This window comes from Marinobacter salinexigens (assembly GCF_008370345.1).
GTDB lineage: Bacteria > Pseudomonadota > Gammaproteobacteria > Pseudomonadales > Oleiphilaceae > Marinobacter > Marinobacter salinexigens.
On the sequence record NZ_VTUU01000001.1, the window covers coordinates 400783 to 416158 of the forward strand.

Annotated in this window: 15 protein-coding genes; 6 read left to right on the top strand and 9 right to left on the bottom strand. The window is 55.6% G+C overall.

What is annotated here, in order from left to right; translation table 11 throughout:
- Positions 1–14: 14 nt before the first annotated feature.
- Positions 15–524: a bifunctional 3-hydroxydecanoyl-ACP dehydratase/trans-2-decenoyl-ACP isomerase gene (gene fabA / locus FWJ25_RS01880; RefSeq protein ID WP_149598545.1), complete on the bottom strand. Its 510-nt coding sequence runs from the start codon at positions 522–524 to the stop codon at positions 15–17.
- A 365-nt stretch (positions 525–889) separates the two neighbouring features.
- Between fabA and FWJ25_RS01885 the strand changes: the two genes are divergently transcribed.
- Positions 890–1405, top strand: a complete 516-nt coding sequence (locus FWJ25_RS01885; RefSeq protein ID WP_149598546.1) for an SRPBCC domain-containing protein — start codon at positions 890–892, stop codon at positions 1403–1405.
- Between the two features lie 72 nt (positions 1406–1477).
- On the opposite strand, the gene FWJ25_RS01890 is transcribed toward FWJ25_RS01885, so the two are convergent.
- Positions 1478–2662 carry an NnrS family protein gene (locus FWJ25_RS01890; protein WP_149598547.1) on the bottom strand — a complete coding sequence of 395 codons (1185 nt, stop codon included), beginning with the start codon at positions 2660–2662 and terminating at the stop codon, positions 1478–1480.
- 127 nt (positions 2663–2789) lie between these two features.
- Between FWJ25_RS01890 and FWJ25_RS01895 the strand changes: the two genes are divergently transcribed.
- Positions 2790–3167 (top strand): SirB2 family protein, encoded by a 378-nt coding sequence (locus FWJ25_RS01895; RefSeq protein WP_149598548.1) that lies wholly within the window; start codon positions 2790–2792, stop codon positions 3165–3167.
- A gap of 15 nt (positions 3168–3182) precedes the next feature.
- On the opposite strand, the gene FWJ25_RS01900 is transcribed toward FWJ25_RS01895, so the two are convergent.
- The 3 genes from FWJ25_RS01900 to FWJ25_RS01910 form a co-directional block, all read right to left on the bottom strand.
- Positions 3183–4007, bottom strand: coding sequence for an ion transporter (locus tag FWJ25_RS01900; protein ID WP_149598549.1), 825 nt, complete (start codon positions 4005–4007; stop codon positions 3183–3185).
- 48 nt (positions 4008–4055) lie between these two features.
- Positions 4056–4511, bottom strand: coding sequence for an EVE domain-containing protein (locus FWJ25_RS01905; RefSeq protein WP_149598550.1), 456 nt, complete (start codon positions 4509–4511; stop codon positions 4056–4058).
- 105 nt (positions 4512–4616) lie between these two features.
- Positions 4617–5969, bottom strand: a complete 1353-nt coding sequence (locus FWJ25_RS01910) for an MFS transporter (RefSeq protein WP_149598551.1) — start codon at positions 5967–5969, stop codon at positions 4617–4619.
- Positions 5970–6246: 277 nt separating this feature from the next.
- Here FWJ25_RS01910 and FWJ25_RS01915 point away from each other — a divergent pair, with 277 nt between their 5' ends.
- The 3 genes from FWJ25_RS01915 (at position 6247) to FWJ25_RS01925 (ending at position 9439) form a co-directional block, all read left to right on the top strand.
- Positions 6247–6708, top strand: a complete 462-nt coding sequence (locus FWJ25_RS01915) for a universal stress protein (RefSeq protein ID WP_149598552.1) — start codon at positions 6247–6249, stop codon at positions 6706–6708.
- Between the two features lie 44 nt (positions 6709–6752).
- The gene (locus FWJ25_RS01920) at positions 6753–8255 is read left to right on the top strand and encodes an MFS transporter (protein WP_149598553.1); all 1503 of its coding nucleotides are present in this window, start codon (positions 6753–6755) and stop codon (positions 8253–8255) included.
- 122 nt (positions 8256–8377) lie between these two features.
- On the top strand, positions 8378–9439 hold the full coding sequence (locus FWJ25_RS01925; RefSeq protein WP_149598554.1) for a DUF2157 domain-containing protein: 1062 nt from the start codon (positions 8378–8380) through the stop codon (positions 9437–9439).
- A 64-nt stretch (positions 9440–9503) separates the two neighbouring features.
- On the opposite strand, the gene FWJ25_RS01930 is transcribed toward FWJ25_RS01925, so the two are convergent.
- Positions 9504–11135 (bottom strand): MFS transporter, encoded by a 1632-nt coding sequence (locus tag FWJ25_RS01930; RefSeq protein WP_149598555.1) that lies wholly within the window; start codon positions 11133–11135, stop codon positions 9504–9506.
- Positions 11136–11512: 377 nt separating this feature from the next.
- On the opposite strand from FWJ25_RS01930, the gene FWJ25_RS01935 reads away from it, so the two are divergent.
- Positions 11513–12076 (top strand): Yip1 family protein, encoded by a 564-nt coding sequence (locus FWJ25_RS01935; RefSeq protein WP_149598556.1) that lies wholly within the window; start codon positions 11513–11515, stop codon positions 12074–12076.
- Here the strand turns inward: FWJ25_RS01935 and trhA are convergent, their stop codons facing one another.
- The 3 genes from trhA to FWJ25_RS01950 form a co-directional block, all read right to left on the bottom strand.
- Positions 12077–12742, bottom strand: a complete 666-nt coding sequence (trhA, locus tag FWJ25_RS01940; RefSeq protein WP_149598557.1) for a PAQR family membrane homeostasis protein TrhA — start codon at positions 12740–12742, stop codon at positions 12077–12079.
- A gap of 107 nt (positions 12743–12849) precedes the next feature.
- Entirely contained in the window at positions 12850–13560 is a 711-nt protein-coding gene (locus FWJ25_RS01945) for a Crp/Fnr family transcriptional regulator (protein WP_149598558.1), read from the bottom strand.
- Positions 13561–13831: 271 nt separating this feature from the next.
- The gene (locus FWJ25_RS01950) at positions 13832–15358 is read right to left on the bottom strand and encodes a nitrite reductase (RefSeq protein ID WP_149598559.1); all 1527 of its coding nucleotides are present in this window, start codon (positions 15356–15358) and stop codon (positions 13832–13834) included.
- Positions 15359–15376 lie beyond the last annotated feature (18 nt).

A 15376-nucleotide genomic window follows, 5' to 3' on the forward strand; every position in this document is an offset into this window, starting at 1 on the left:
TAACTCCGCTTTTATTAAAAGTCGTCAGTGGATGTGAACAGGCCGACCCGTAGGTCCTTGGCAGTGTAGATTTCCTTGCCGTCCACTTCCATGCGGGCATCAGCGATAGCCATGGTGAGCTTACGCTTGATCATCCGCTTGATATCCAGGTGATAGCGCACCTTCTTGGCGGTGGGCAGTACCTGACCAAAGAATTTCACTTCACCGGCACCCAGGGCCCGGCCTTTGCCTTCTCCGCCGCTCCACGCGAGGAAGAAACCAACGAGCTGCCACATGGCGTCGAGGCCCAGGCAGCCGGGCATCACCGGGTCACCGTCAAAGTGAACCTTGAAGAACCAGAGATCCGGGTTGATGTCGAGCTCTGCGACCAGGCTGCCTTTGCCAAACTCGCCGTCATCGCTGCCAATATGAATGATGCGGTCGACCATCAGCATTTCGTCGATGGGCAGGCGCATATCGCCAGGGAAGAGTTCGCCATGACCACACTTGATCAGGTCTTCTTTTTCAAAATGATCCGGGTACATAGTGCCAGTGTCTCAGTTACAGAATGATTTCTTAATACTTTAGCTGGATTCTGGCGAGGCACTATTGACCTTTAGTGGATACTTGCCGGCTTGTGGCCGGCATTTTCCGGTCAGCGCGGTGAGACCGGGCATCGGGAATCTATTGATAGTCGTCAAAGACCCGGTAACCGAGGATTGATAGATTAAATACACCCCCTGAACAGACCTTTGGCGAGCCTTCTCCCATGGGGCCAATTGGGGAATTGTGCTGCTCATGCTTCAAGGTTTGTTGTCGCCTTAAGGATCCATATTGCTTGTCTGTTCAGGGGCTTCGATGATGATTGATGACGGGTTCCCATCGGGAACAACGCGTCGGGAGGCTGGTAATGGCGATGAATGAACCGGGAATCGGCGGCCTGATCGAAAAAACCGGGGACAGGGTTCGGGTGCAACTGGAACGGGAGACCGGGCACGCGCCGGAGCAAGTCTGGCAAATGTTGACGGACTCTGTATACCTGGGGCAATGGCTGGCACCGGGTTCTCTGGAACCCAGGGAAGGTGGTCGGGTTCAGGTGGATTTTGGTAACAGCGGGACGCCTATTGATTGTCTTATTCAGGCCTGGCAGCCCAATCGGTTGTTGGCGTATTCGTGGAGCGCGGGGGATACCCCGGAACGCCCCCTGACATGGGAACTGATACCGAGGGGGCAGGGAACGCTATTGACCCTGACTCTGTCGCTGCCATTGGATGGGCTGGTGGCAATTTCCTGCGCCGGCTGGGATTCCCACCTTGAAATGCTGATGGCAGCCCTGGAGGGCATCAGCATATCCTTTCCGGCCGCCCGCTTTCGTCAGGCCCGAAGTGTTTTCGAGCGTATGGTTCAGGAGCGCCTGGCTGCCTGATCAGACCTCCCCAGCAGAAAGCAGGCCCGGAAGCCTGCTTTTCTATATCCCGATTCTTGTCCCGTTTCATACCTAACCAGCGCGACCGTCAGGGCGTGGTGACGCCAGGACCCGTGTATATCGGAACAGAAACATGCCGTAGGCAAACAGCCAGAGCAGGGTGCTGCTACCGATGCCGGGATGCCAGGGAATCAGTTCCAGAGCAGTAAGTACACGAATCAACGCGGCCAGGTGGATTGCCAGGAATGCCGCAACCATGCCCTTTGGCAGCACCAGTGGCCTGCCGGTGTGGCCAAGGGAAACCCGGGAAATAACGCCAAGGATCAGACAACTGATGGCGCCGGCACCTGCTGCATGGCTCCAGGCCCCAGTCGGCCAGCCAACGAGCAGGCTGCCAGCAAGCAGAAACAACGCAATCGGCACCCAGAGAATCGACAGGTGCAGAATCCACAGCAGCGGTTCGCTGCGAACCAGCCATCCCTTCCAGCCGGCCAGTCGAACCAGCATCAGCGATCCGGCCAGGATAGCAACAGCTCCGGTCAGGTTTGCCCAGCCGGTCAACAGTGATGCCATCAACAGTACGAGACTGGCCAGGGTTGCCAGATCCAGTGCCGGGATGATCCGGACGGCAGAGGCATCGCCGCCGTTCTGCCGCAACCAACTGGCGGAAAAGGCTGGTGTAATCCGCCCACCGATAATGCTGATCAAAGCCATGGCCATAATCAGGGCGCCATAGGTGAACGTCATGTCCAGCGAAACTACAAAGCTGATCTGCATTGCCCAGAGCAGTCCGAGTACCACAAGAATCAGAAGTTGACGTTTCTGCCGCGCCGCCCAGATACGCCAGCCAGCATCCACCATCACCAGCGGAAGAAACGCCAGGTTGAAGCCCTGAACCAGCCATTCGGGAAGTCCTGCGCCAAATGCCAGCAGCAACCGCCCGGCCAACCAGACGCCCCAGAGCAATACCAGTCGCAGCCCGTGGGTGCGTTCGGTCTGGGTCCAGACACACACGGCAGTCAGCAGAAAGCCGGCAATGGCGGCGCTGAGAAAGCCAAACAGCATTTCATGCTGGTGCCAGAACAAGCCCGGAAGGGCTGAAGGCAGGCGAATGGCTCCGCTCACTTCGAGTACCCAGGCAGGAACAACCAGCAGCCCAAGCGCGCTCATCGATAAAAAGAAAATGCGGAAGGGGTAGCTGTATAGTTGGCTGATGCTGGCCGGTTGCTCGGCCGAAGATGTTGGAATAGCCTGCATGATGGCCTCCGGTTAATACATATATTTTCATTATATGTTATTAGGAAAGGCACTCGGAGAACATACCCCCAACCGGGTACATGTGCGTACAATGGCAGTATAGTCTTGATTCACTAAGGAAAGATTTATGAGTGCCTATCTTGTTCTCAAGCACATTCACATGACCGCAGCCTATCTGACCGTCACTCTGTTTGTGCTGAGGTTACTGCTGGATGCGGTGGGAAAGCCCGGTTGGCGGCTGGGGCCGTTACGCTGGATTCCCCATGCTAACGATACGGTGCTGTTGGTTGCAGCGATCAGCCTGCTGTTCGTGACGCCCTGGATGCCCTTTGTTCATGGCTGGCTGACCGCCAAGATCTTCCTGCTCATTGGCTACATCGTGGCTGGTGTTTTTGCCCTCAAAGCTACGGTCAAAACACCGGTACGAGTCGCTGCTGCCCTGATCGCTCTGGTGCAGGTCTCTGCAATTTTCCACCTGGCGATGACCAAGCCGGTCTTTTCCTGACCGGCCCATACCTGCTCAGGGGCGCCGGTCGGTGATCTGACGGGTCAGCTCCTGTAACTGATCCTGTACCGCGCTGAGCTGGCGGGCGATCTCGTCCCGTTCGTCATGGGCTTTCTTAGCCTGCTCGGCATTCTGCTCTTCGCTCATGACTTCCAGGATAGCGCCGATCATCATATTCAGGAATACGAAGGCAGTCAGGAATATGAAGGTCAGGTAGTAGATCCAGCTCAGCGGGTACTGTTCCATGGTGGCGTACATGACATCCGTCCAGTCCTCGAAGGTGGCCACCCGGAACAGGGTGAGCATGGCAATAGCAACGTCACCCCAGAGCTCTTCATCTACCCCGGCAAAGAACAGAGCGCCCATGGCCGCGTATATGTAGAAGATGATGAACATCAGCAATGCGATATACCCCATGCGCGGGATGGCTTTGAGCAGGGAGTTGATCAGGAAACGCAGCTCCGGAACTACGGATACCAGTCGCAGCACCCGGAACACCCTTAACAGTCGGCCTAACAGCACAGCTTCAGAGTTGTCCAGAGGGATGAGACTGCCGATGACCACCAGGGTGTCAAACAGGTTCCAGCCGTCAAAGAGGAAGCGCCTTTTCTCTGCGCAGGCAGCGAAACGGAACAGAATCTCGACCAGGAAGAACATCGTGATAGCGTTGTCCAGGACTGTCAGGGTCTGTTCTACAAGCGGCGGCAGATCGTAGGTCTTGGCACCGATGGTCAGTGCGGACAGGATAATGATCGCAATGACGATACCCTGAAACACTTTGCTGGACTCGATGCGTCTCAGCTGGTTGAAACCTGCAACAGGATTCATTTCCGGGGACATTCAGATACTCCAGATCAGGTTAAGACAGAAATTGAGGTTCAGGAACGATCAGGTCTGGCTGAGGATGATCTGCCATTCGTCGTCAGAGACAGGCATAACGGACAATCGGTTCCCACGTCGAACCAGAGGCAGGCTTTCGAGACCGGGTAGCTGCTTGATCTGGTCAAGTGGCATCAGCTGATTCAGCTTCCGCTCCAGGGTGAAATCCACCGCTTGCCAGCGGGGGTTTTCAGGAGAGCTTTTCGGATCGTAATAGTGTGACTCCGGGTCAAACTGGGTCGGATCCGGATAAGCACTTCGGACCACCCGGATGATGCCCGCGATACCTATGTGCTTGCAGCTGGAGTGGTAGAGGAAAACGTCGTCACCCTCCCGCATTTGCGCCAGGAAATTTCTAGCCTGGTAATTGCGCACGCCATCCCAGGGAATCACTTTGCCCGGTGATTCCGCAAAATCGTCGATGCCGCATTCGGACGGTTCTGATTTGACCAGCCACTTTGCCATGATCGGTTCCAGTAAACATCAAAAGTCAGGCTGGATTATACGTGAAAAAAGCCCCCGCGAACGGGGGCAGAGAGGCGCAAGTTATCCCTTGCACGGAGGATGGGATCAGGTTTTGGGGGGCGAGATCATAGAATCCTTGTGGTCCTGCCGGTTAAGCGGGAAGAACAGGTGTGGCGAGGATAGTTCCGGCAGATCGGTGCGTTCCTCGTTGGCAGCCCACTCCACCCGCTCTGCTGCGCGAATGGCGTAGTGCATCCAGATCAGGGCGCAGGCAACGATCACAAACATCAGCATGAAACAGCTCTGCCAGATACCCGTGAGATCGTTAAGGGCACCGAACGTCAGAGGCAGGATAAAGCCGCCGAGTCCGCCGATCATTCCGACGACGCCACCAACAGCACCTACATGCAGCGGGTAGTAGACCGGAATGTGTTTGTAGACGGCGGCTTTTCCGAGCGACATGAAAAAGCCAAGGGTAAAAATCAGTACCACGAACATGGGCAGACTCATGTCGAGGGTAAAGCGGATGTCGCCTTCGATGCCGTGGATTATGTAGTCCGTGGGCGGGTAGCTGAGGAGGAAGGTACACAGCACCGAGGCTCCGAAGGTCCAGTACATGATCCGCCGGGCGCCGAAACGGTCAGACAGCCAGCCGCCGAGAACACGGAACAGCGATGCCGGAATGGTGTACAGGGCAGCGATCATGCCCGCAGTCTTGATATCCAGCCCATAGACGCCGATCAGGAAGTGGGGAAGCCAGAGCGCCAGTGCCACAAACGCGCCGAACACAAAGAAATAATACAACGCGAAGCGCCACACCCGGAGTTCCCTCAGGGGCTCCATTTGCTCCATGAACGATTTTGCGCGTTCACCACCTCGCTCTGATGCCAGAGGGTCCTCTTTGGCGAGCAGGATGAACACAACCCCCATCACCGCAAGAACGGTGGCGTATATCTGTGCGGTCTGCTCCCAGCCAAAGGCCACCAGAAGAAACGGTGCCCCAAAGTTGGTGACCGCCGAGCCGACGTTCCCCGCCCCGAAAATACCGAGGGCCGTACCCTGTCGTTTGGGCTCAAACCATGCGGCGGTATAGGCCACCCCAACAATGAATGAGCCCCCCGCCAGGCCAACGCCGAGTGCGCCAACCAGCAACATGGAGTAGGTGGTGGCGAAGGTCAGCAGGTAGACACAGGTCGCCGTGGTGAGCATCAGGATGCCGAATACCCACCGGCCACCATAGCGGTCGGTCCAGATTCCCAGAAACAGACGGCTTATGGAGCCAGTGAGAATCGGAGTGGCCATCAAAAGACCCAGCTGGGTGTCCGATAGCGATAGATCCTCGGCAATGCGAATCCCGATGATGGAAAAGATGGTCCAGACCGCAAAGCAAAGGGTGAACGAGAACGTCGATAAGCCCAGGGCGCGGTACTGCTGTGATTGTGTCGGAGTCGTGCTCATTCCTGTCTCCATCCCAGCCATGAATGATGCTTTAACCATATCAAATCCAAGGTTTTTTCATGCGGGGCATTAGGGGTACCTCCAGTTGGAGTGGGCGGTGGTACAAAACAAGAGGGAAATGTCTGCGTGGGGATATGCGCTTGATTTCTCTCGTGGGGTACGTGCCGAAAACGTTGATTTAACTCAATTATTGGGGGTGTCGGAATGTGGGCTAATGGCTGACAGATATCAATACAGTCCCTCCACCGAGGGCCTGAACCAGTCTTGGGAGATGCCCATGAAAATAATGATCGCCTATGACGGATCGCGGAATGCCAGGTTGGCTCTGGCTCAGACCATAACCATGTTCCGTGCCCTTGATCCGATGATTGTGTTGGTGGCCGTGGCCGAGAACCCCCGTGACATTACCTCCGGAAATGAAGAGTTGTTTCAACAGGAGGTTTCCGAACTGAAGCTGCACCTTGAACAAGCCCTGGAGGTTTGCGCCAAAGAGGCGGTTGTAGCGGAAACCATGCTGCTTGATGGCGATGCCCGCAAAATGCTGCTTTATGCCGCCGAGAAGAAGATCCGCCCGGACATGCTGGTGATCGCACGCCACAGCCATGAGCCGGATGGCGGGTTTATTGCGCGTTCCCTGACCTATTTCGTGGATGAACTGGATTACATGACGTTTGGCAGTGTGAGCTCATTCCTCGCACGCCGGATCCAGTGCCCGCTCCTGATACTGCCCAGCCGGTAAGCCGGCCCGCAATGAGTTTTGACTGATCGCCCAAGGAGGCTGACATGAAAGTCGCTGACGTCTTCCGGTTCAGGAATAACGAAATCAAGGCGCTGCACCTGACCTGGATTGCATTCTTTATTACCTTCTATGTGTGGTTCAACATGGCCCCTCTGGCATCCAGCATGCTCAAGAGTGTGGACTGGCTGACTACCGATGACATCCGCCTGTTTGCGATCTGCAACGTGGCGCTGACGATCCCGGCCCGGATTATTGTCGGGATGGCCCTTGACCGGTTCGGCCCACGCCGGGTGTTTTCTGTACTGATGGTGTTGATGTCCATCCCGGCATTGACCTTTGCTTTCGGGAATACCATGACCCAGTTGCTGGTGAGCCGGCTGGTGCTCAGCTCTATTGGAGCAAGCTTTGTCGTCGGAATCCATATGACGGCCATGTGGTTCAAGCCCAAGGACATCGGGTTCGCAGAAGGTTTCTATGCAGGCTGGGGAAACTTCGGTTCTGCAGCGGCGGCCATTTCGCTGCCAACGATTGCTCTGCACATGTATGGCGGTGAAGATGGCTGGCGATGGTCTATCGCCCAGAGTGCCGTAGTCATGGCGGCCTATGGTGTTTACTACTGGTTTGCCATTACAGACGGCCCTGCTGGCACCGTGCACCGTAAACCACGTAAGGCGTCAGCTCTGGAAGTCAGTACCTGGGGGGATATGATCAAACTCATCCTCTGGACCATTCCTCTGGTCGGGGTGCTGGGCATTCTGGTTTGGCGCATCCAGAACATGGGCTACCTGGGGGCCACCGGGGCCCTTGTCTGCTACGCAGTAATTATTGCCATTGTCTGCTATCAAGTTGTTCAGATCCTGCGAGTCAATGTGCCTATCCTCAAAAAAGGTGTACCCGAGGATGACAAGTACCCGTTCAACAGTGTTGCGGCCCTGAATAGCACTTACTTCGCCAATTTTGGTGCCGAACTGGCGGTAGTATCCATGTTGCCCATGTTCTTTGAGGAAACCTGGAGCCTGAGTGCCACGGCCGCAGGCCTGATTGCAGCGTCCTTTGCATTCGTGAATCTGGTGGCCCGTCCTATGGGTGGACTGGTGTCGGATCGCTTGGGTAACCGCCGTTTTGTGATGCTTAGCTACATGTTTGGGATCGCTGTAGGCTTTGCCCTGATGGGGCTGATGAATTCTAACTGGCCATTGATCATCGCGGTGGGAATCACTGTGTTCACGTCCTTTTTTGTTCAGGGAGCAGAAGGGGCGACCTTCGGTATCATCCCGTCCATTAAACGTCGTCTCACCGGGCAGATCTCTGGCATGGCGGGTGCGTACGGTAATGTGGGCGCAGTGGTGTATCTGACTATCTTTACCTTTGTTACCCCAACCCAGTTTTTCTACATAATTGCTGCCGGGGCGTTTATCAGTTGGGTGTTGTGCGTGATGTGGCTGAAAGAGCCGGAGTCCGGCTTTGCTGACGAATATCAGGTGTCCTCGGTCGACCTCCAGATTGAAGAGGAAGAACGTCGGCGGGAAGCGACTGCGACCAGCTGACCTTTTCGGGAGCGCTGAAAGCCCGCAGGGATTCTGTCCCTGTGGGCTTTTTTGTTGAGGCCAGGATTTGTGGAACAATCCGATCAATAATGTTCTTTTTATCGCAGGGCAGGGAACGGGTTATGCAGGTATCGAGGAAAGAAGGGAAATTGCTTACCCAGGCTATCCGGGAATGGGAAGGGACGGGGTTGTTGAATGCAGGGCAGGCGGATCAGCTCCAGGGTAGCCTGAATGTCACCTCGTTTGACTGGAAGCGGGTAGCGAAATACTCGTTCTGGATGGCGGTTGCCTGCATTGTCATCTCGGTGTCAGCCGTGCTGGCAGATCGCTGGCTGTTGGAATTGTTTGAACGCCTGTTCTCGGCTCCGGCATCGGTCAAGAGTGCCGCTTTCGCTGTTGTGGCTGGTTTACTCTATCTGGCAGGCTTGCGGCGCCGGCGCAAACATCCGGATAAGTTGTTCAGTAACGAGGCCGTTCTTTTTCTCGGCGTGGTCGCAACCGCTTTTTCAGTGATGTTCCTGGGCGCTGCGATTGATACCGGCTCCGGGCATTTTTCCCTGCTGTTGTTACTTGCGGCCCTGATATACGCCGCTCTCGGGTTGTGGTTCTCGTCAAAACTGATCTGGGTATTTGCCCTTCTGTCCCTGGGAAGCTGGTTTGGCGCGGAAACGGGCTATGCATCGGGGTGGGGCGCCTACTATCTGGGGATGAACTACCCGCTACGCTTCGTCTTGTTCGGGCTGGTGCTTCTGCTGGCCGGTTCTGTGGTGTTCAGGCAGTGGCCATCCCGACGGGATTTCCTGCAACCAACCCGTGTTATGGGGCTGCTTTACCTGTTCGTTGCCCTGTGGATCCTGTCGATCTTTGGGAACTATGGCGATGGTGAGGCCTGGTTTGAGGTGAGGCAAATAGAGTTGCTGCACTGGTCCGTGTTGTTCGCCCTGGCGTCTGTAGCCGCTATCTACCATGGTGTCCGGTTTGAAGACGGGGTTACTCGGGGATTCGGGTTGACCTTTCTGTTCATTAATCTGTACACCCGCTTTTTCGAGTACTTCTGGGATACCACACACAAGGCCATCTTCTTTGCCTTGCTTGCGGCCAGCTTCTGGTATCTGGGTTCCCATGCGGAACGGATCTGGCGCATGAATCCTGTTCGGAAATGGACTCAGGATGATGAAAGGTGATCGCGAAAGGAGAAAGAGCGGCTCCCACTGAGGGAGCCGCAGGAAACGTCATTGTCAGGGCTGTTCAAGGGTTCTTGATGTAGGCGTTCTTGCGCAGATAGAACCACCAGTTGACCACCAGGCACACGGCATAGAAAACCGCGAAACCATACATCGCCAGTTCGGGGGTACCTGCCTGAATCTGCTGTCCCATAACCCTCGGAGCGATGAAGGCGCCGTAGGCCGCGACTGCAGAGGTCCAGCCCAGTACGGGGCCTTTCTGCTGCTGATCGAAGATGAAGCCGATGCTGCGGAAGGTGGAGCCGTTACCAATGCCTGATGCTGCGAACAGAACAATGAACAGGATCAGGAACAGGGCGAAGTAACTGTCAGGGTCGGTTGAATTGTAGGCCAGCATCATCACATAGCCGGTTGCAACGGAGGCGACCACCATGATCACCGAGATGATCTGGGTAACGATCGAGCCGCCCATCTTGTCTGAAATCCAACCGCCGACCGGGCGAATCAGAGCGCCGACGAAGGGGCCCATCCAGGCCCAGGTGAGCGCGCTCGGGGCATTGGGGTTCACCACCCGGGTTACCGTACCGTCTGCTGCCACATCCATCATGTTTCCGAAAATGACACTGATGGACAATGGCAGGGCCGCGGAGAACCCGATGAAGGAGCCAAACGTCAGGATATAGAGCACGGTCATGGACCAGGTGTGCTTGTTACTGAAAATCTTGAACTGGTTCTTGATGTTGGGCTTGATGTCGCCGGGGATCATCCTGAGCAGTGCAAGTGTCAGGAGGATAGTCACCGGCAGTGCCAGCCACATATTCATCACGCTCAACGCCCAGACACCGGCTGCTGAGGTCAGAATGCCTACGCCGTAAAGGCCAAGAATCTTGCCGAAGGCGGACATGGGATTGCCCGGGTTGGGGGTGACCACTTTGAGGTTGTTCATGCCAAACCAGCCGGCAAACGCCAGGGGAATCAGGAACAGCATCCAGATGAAACCTGCATTTTGAATCCAGGTGTCTGTGCCTGCTTCAATCCGTCCAATCAGGGTGCCGCTTGGGCTGGTCAGTTGCATCGGGTCGCCTGCCAGAGCACCGAACAGCCCTACCGTCATCACCAGAGGAATGAGAATCTGCATGGTGGTGACGCCAAAGTTGCCGAGGCCTGCGTTCATGCCAAGACCATAGCCCTGCTTGCTCTTGGGGTAGAAAGCACTGATGTTACTCATGGAGCAGGCGAAGTTACCGCCGCCAATACCTGACAGCAGCGCCAGCGCCTGAAATACGATGAACGGCGTTTCCGGGTTCATCAGGGCAAGGCCGGTACCAAAAGCGGGCAGCATCAGCAGCGCGGTGGTCAGGAAAACGGTGTTACGCCCACCGGCAATCTTGATCATGAACGAGGCCGGGATCCGCAATGTTGCTCCGGAAAGTCCTGCAATCGCACTCAGGGTAAACAATTGCTCAACTGAAAAAGGGAAACCCAGGTTTTTCATCTGGGTGGTGATCATTCCCCACATCAGCCAGATGGCGAACCCCATTAACAGGCTCGGAATCGAAATCCAGAGATTGCGGGTTGCTATCCGCTTGCCTTCCTGTTCCCAGAACTGTTCGTTTTCGGCATCCCAGTGCTCGATGTCGGCATTGGTCTTTTGTTTGGCGCCGATCGGGCTGGCGCCTGCAGTGCTGCTGGCCATGGTTCACACTCCTCATTTTACGCACCCGGAGCTGTGGTAAACACAACGTTTGGGCTTTGGAGTCATTGTGCAAATCATTGGGGTGGGGGAATCTTGAGAATCATCAAGGAAGGAGTGGTTGAAATGGTATCAACGGTGATCGCCCGTTGGGCACGTTAAGTTTCTAAGTTTAAATTTATTTAAAATCAACTGGTTGTGTCGGTGATATGTCCAAGGTGGTAGTCCCGGGGTGTGTTGGCGCGTTGGAGGTAGCCAATCATTTCCGGAGCGTTGACCGGGTTGTCCAAGGTCATCTGGCATTCTTGACCACCTGTTGTATTGATTCTAAAAGAAATAGATAGAAGGCATTACTTCTGCCCTTCAGAACGGAGGCTGATATGAACATAACCAACCTGCTGTGCTTACCGTTTTCCAGCGACGGCAGCTGGAGCGAATTGCGTAGAATGAATCTGTCCATTCCGTTGTTGGCGTGGGTCATCGTGGTGCCCATGTCATTCCTTCCACCGGTGTTGCTCTACTACGCTGGCACGTTATATGGCGACAGCTTTGTGGCCGGCTTTGGAGGCAAGGAATGGCGCTTCATCACCACGATTCTGTTCCTGGCCGAGCTGCTGACCTTCTTCGTGATGGGCTGGTTGATACACTCGGTGCTTGATGCCGACGATCTCCATGTCAGCTACCAGGATGCCTATCTGGTGGCGGCCATCGCGCCGTTGCCCTTGTGGCTGTCATCGCTGGCTTTGTTGGTGCCGGCTTTGTCTGTAAGCGTGGTGGCGGTATTCGCCGGAATGTTCCTGTCCTGCGCTTTGGTGTATCAGGGCGTGAGGGCCATTTGTCAGCGGACCGATAACGATGTGGTTGCGATGTCCGCCACATATACCATCATGGCCGCGTCCCTGCTGGCCTGGGGGATATTGATGGCGATGGTATGGGCTTTCTGATCAGACAGTATGTGGCAGCACGCCATAGTAAATGGCGCTGAAGTGGCAGGCACTGCCGCCAATCACGAACAGATGCCAGATGGCATGCATATACGGAATACGGTCTGCCAGGTAGAACGCCACACCAGCGGTGTATACGATACCGCCGGCTATCGTGAGGTTGAGCGCGGTGTCACTGAGGTTGGCGACCAGATCCGATGATGCAAAGGTAATCAGCCAGCCCATGGCGATGTATATGCCGACCCGTGCCAGCTTGAAGCGGTTTTTGAAGATGACCTTCAGTACCACGCCTGTTAAAGCCAGAGACCAGATGATCGCAAACAGCGTCCAGCCTACAGTTCCCCGCATATTGACCAGAAGGAAGGGGGTGTAGGTTCCTGCGATCAGCAGAAAAATAGCGCAGTGGTCGAGGGTTTTGAAAATGCCTTTCAGTGCCGGTTCGCGGGCACTGTGATAAAGAGCGGATGCCAGGTAGAGCAGGATCAGGGACGCCCCAAAAATGCTGAAGCTGACAATTTTCCAGACATCACCGGACTGACTGGCACCGGCGATCAGTGCAATGGTGCCGATGACGCTGAGGAGGGCGCCAATGCCGTGGGTGGCACTGTTCAGCCACTCCTCAATACGGTGATGAATGGAGTCAAATGTCTGTTTTGCGTGTGTCATTGCTGAAGTATCCATATTAGCCATAGGTCGTACGGTACTTCAGCGTACACGTGTACGCAAATGTTCTTTTGTGAATATTCAGACAGCGTCTGGCGGAATCACCCGTTCTAGCGATCAGCTGCCTTTGCGGCTCCGGTTTTCAGACGAGAGAATGTCGCTGGAACGACGCCGAGCCACGAGGCTAGCTGATTGTCCGGCACGCGCTTGACCAACTCGGGATATTCTTCAATCAGCAGTTGGTAACGCTCTTTTGCGGACATCGTCTGCTTCCTGAATTCTCGCATACTTGTAAGCTCAGCCAGTTCTTCGGTCAGGGCCAGTGCAAACGTCGGCCAGAGCCCTTCACCGTGGGAGCGGATTGCGGAGCGGAAGGCAGAGAAATCAGCGACCCAGGTGGTAACCGGCGTAACGGAGGTCAGGCAAAGAGTATTGCGAACAGTGCGGGTACGCCCGAACACCGGCCAGACAATATCGCCTTCGGTAAAGAAATGATGAACGGAAACCTTGCCGCTGGGTGCTTCTCTGAACAGCCTCAATATGCCGTGCTGGACGAGATACACGTTCCTCCATGGCGCATCGTGCTTTTCCAGAGTGCTTTCCATGCCAACCCGTTGCTGATGGAACAGGCGTGCAAGATCGTTAAGCATCCGGGTTTCCGGATTGTCCGGGTTGTCACTCAGACGAATGCCAAAAACACGGCTTAGGCCATTCAGCAGTGCTGCAGAGCCGGGCGCGGGGTCCGGAAGCGTAATGTCCGGGTTCTGTTCCCCAAGCAGGCAGGGAGACGAGCTGATTTCGGGCCTGAAATGGGAGTTCATAGCGTTGACCCTGATGAATTAATTCAGGTCATTATCGTATCAGTGAGGCATCTTCTGAAATGACTTAAATCATTAACGCTATTTGACTAAGTCGATCAATGGTTGCTCGGGTTATCGAGAAAGGGGGATAGCCGCAGGTTGGTGCGCCCTCCCAAAACCCGCTCCTTGCGGCACGTCCATGTGACGCTTGAGCTCCGCCATCCATGGCTCCGCACAGTTTTGGCAGGGCGCACCAACCTGCGGCCCCGACCATTGTGCTTGTCTGACAAGTCTAGTGGCTGGTGCCTTCTTCGTAGTGGGTCTTGTTCCAGACGTTGTACTTGCCGGACGGTTTGTTCATGGGTATCCGTTTTTCCTCTTCCAGCGTGTTGGCGTCGTAAACGATCACCGCGCCGTCTTCATCCCAGATGCTCAGTAACAGCTTCTTGCCGTAACGGTCGAACTCCACATGGGCCGCCACTTTTCCCGGTGCAGGTTGCAGGGTTTTGACGATTTCCAGGGTTTGCTTATCAATGACGTGGACCTTGTCCTTGTTGGGGCCGAAGAACACATCAACCCAGGCATAAGGGGAGTTTTCGTGGCTTCGCATGAAGAAACCGGGGCCATCAGTTTTCAGGGTCTTGATCACTTTCCAGGTATCCATGTCGATGATCGATACCGCGCCGGTGCGGAAATGCGGTGTCGCCATTACCCGGCGGCCCTGGGATTCCCAGGTGATGCCTGATCCCAGATGGGGCATGCCCGGAAGAGGGAGTTCGGCAACGGTTTTTCCGGTATCCAGATTGATCACATAACCGTGCTTCCCGTCCCGGGCTGCGCCGATGACGTGCTGGTAACCGGGGTCAAAGAAAAAGTCGTCGAGCCAGGTGTCGGTCTGCATCCGGCGAACCGTGGCTTTGCCGTCGCTCACCGTGATTTCCCAGGCTTCCGGGATATCCTTCAGGGCAGCAATAAAACTGTTTCTGGGGGGCGCGGCATACACAGCGCTGACCCGGGAGCTGTCGCCAGTGTCATTTTCAACCGGCAGCACGTCCATCAGTTCCAGGTTCTGCGCATCAAACAACACCAGCGAATGAGGAAGGTAGTTGGCGGCCATCACATAGTTGCCGTCAGAGGAGACTGCAATATTACGCATATTGATACCGGCACGGACTTCAGCCACCACCTTTAAGTTGTACAGGTCGTATTTGGTGATCCAGCCGTCCCGGGAGCCGAAATACACATAACGGCCATCCGGGCTGTATTTGGGGCCACCGTGAAGTGCATAGCGGCTGGCGAAACGGTGAATTGGTTCCATGTTGTCACCGTCGAGAAGGGTGACATGGTGATCGCCGATTTCCACTACCAGAAACAGATTCATCATATCCGCCTCATACACCGGTTCATCCGGCAGGCTGCCCTCCGGATGGGGCAGCAGGTGGCTGGACAGGATTTCGGCGCTCCCCCAGTCAGGTACAACGGCTGGCGACTGGTAGATGAACTCGGCCAGCGCTGCGACGGAGGTCTGGTCCAGAGTGTCAGCAAACGCCGGCATCTGGGTTGCCGCACGACCATTGAGGATGGTCTGTTCGGCGTCGGCCTTGCGTAATCTGGACAAATTTTCCGGTAGCAGGGCCGGGCCCATGCCTCCCAGGCGGTCTGTGCCGTGGCAGCTGGCGCAGTGTTGCTGGTAGAGCTTTTCGGCTTCGCCGGTTTCGTCCGCCAGAGTCAGTGACGCACTCAGGGTGCAGGTAACAAGGGCCAGCAAAGGTGCCAGCCGGGAAGCAAGTACCCGGGCTGGATTTGGTCTGTGTTGCATCGGCGGTGACTGCTCCTG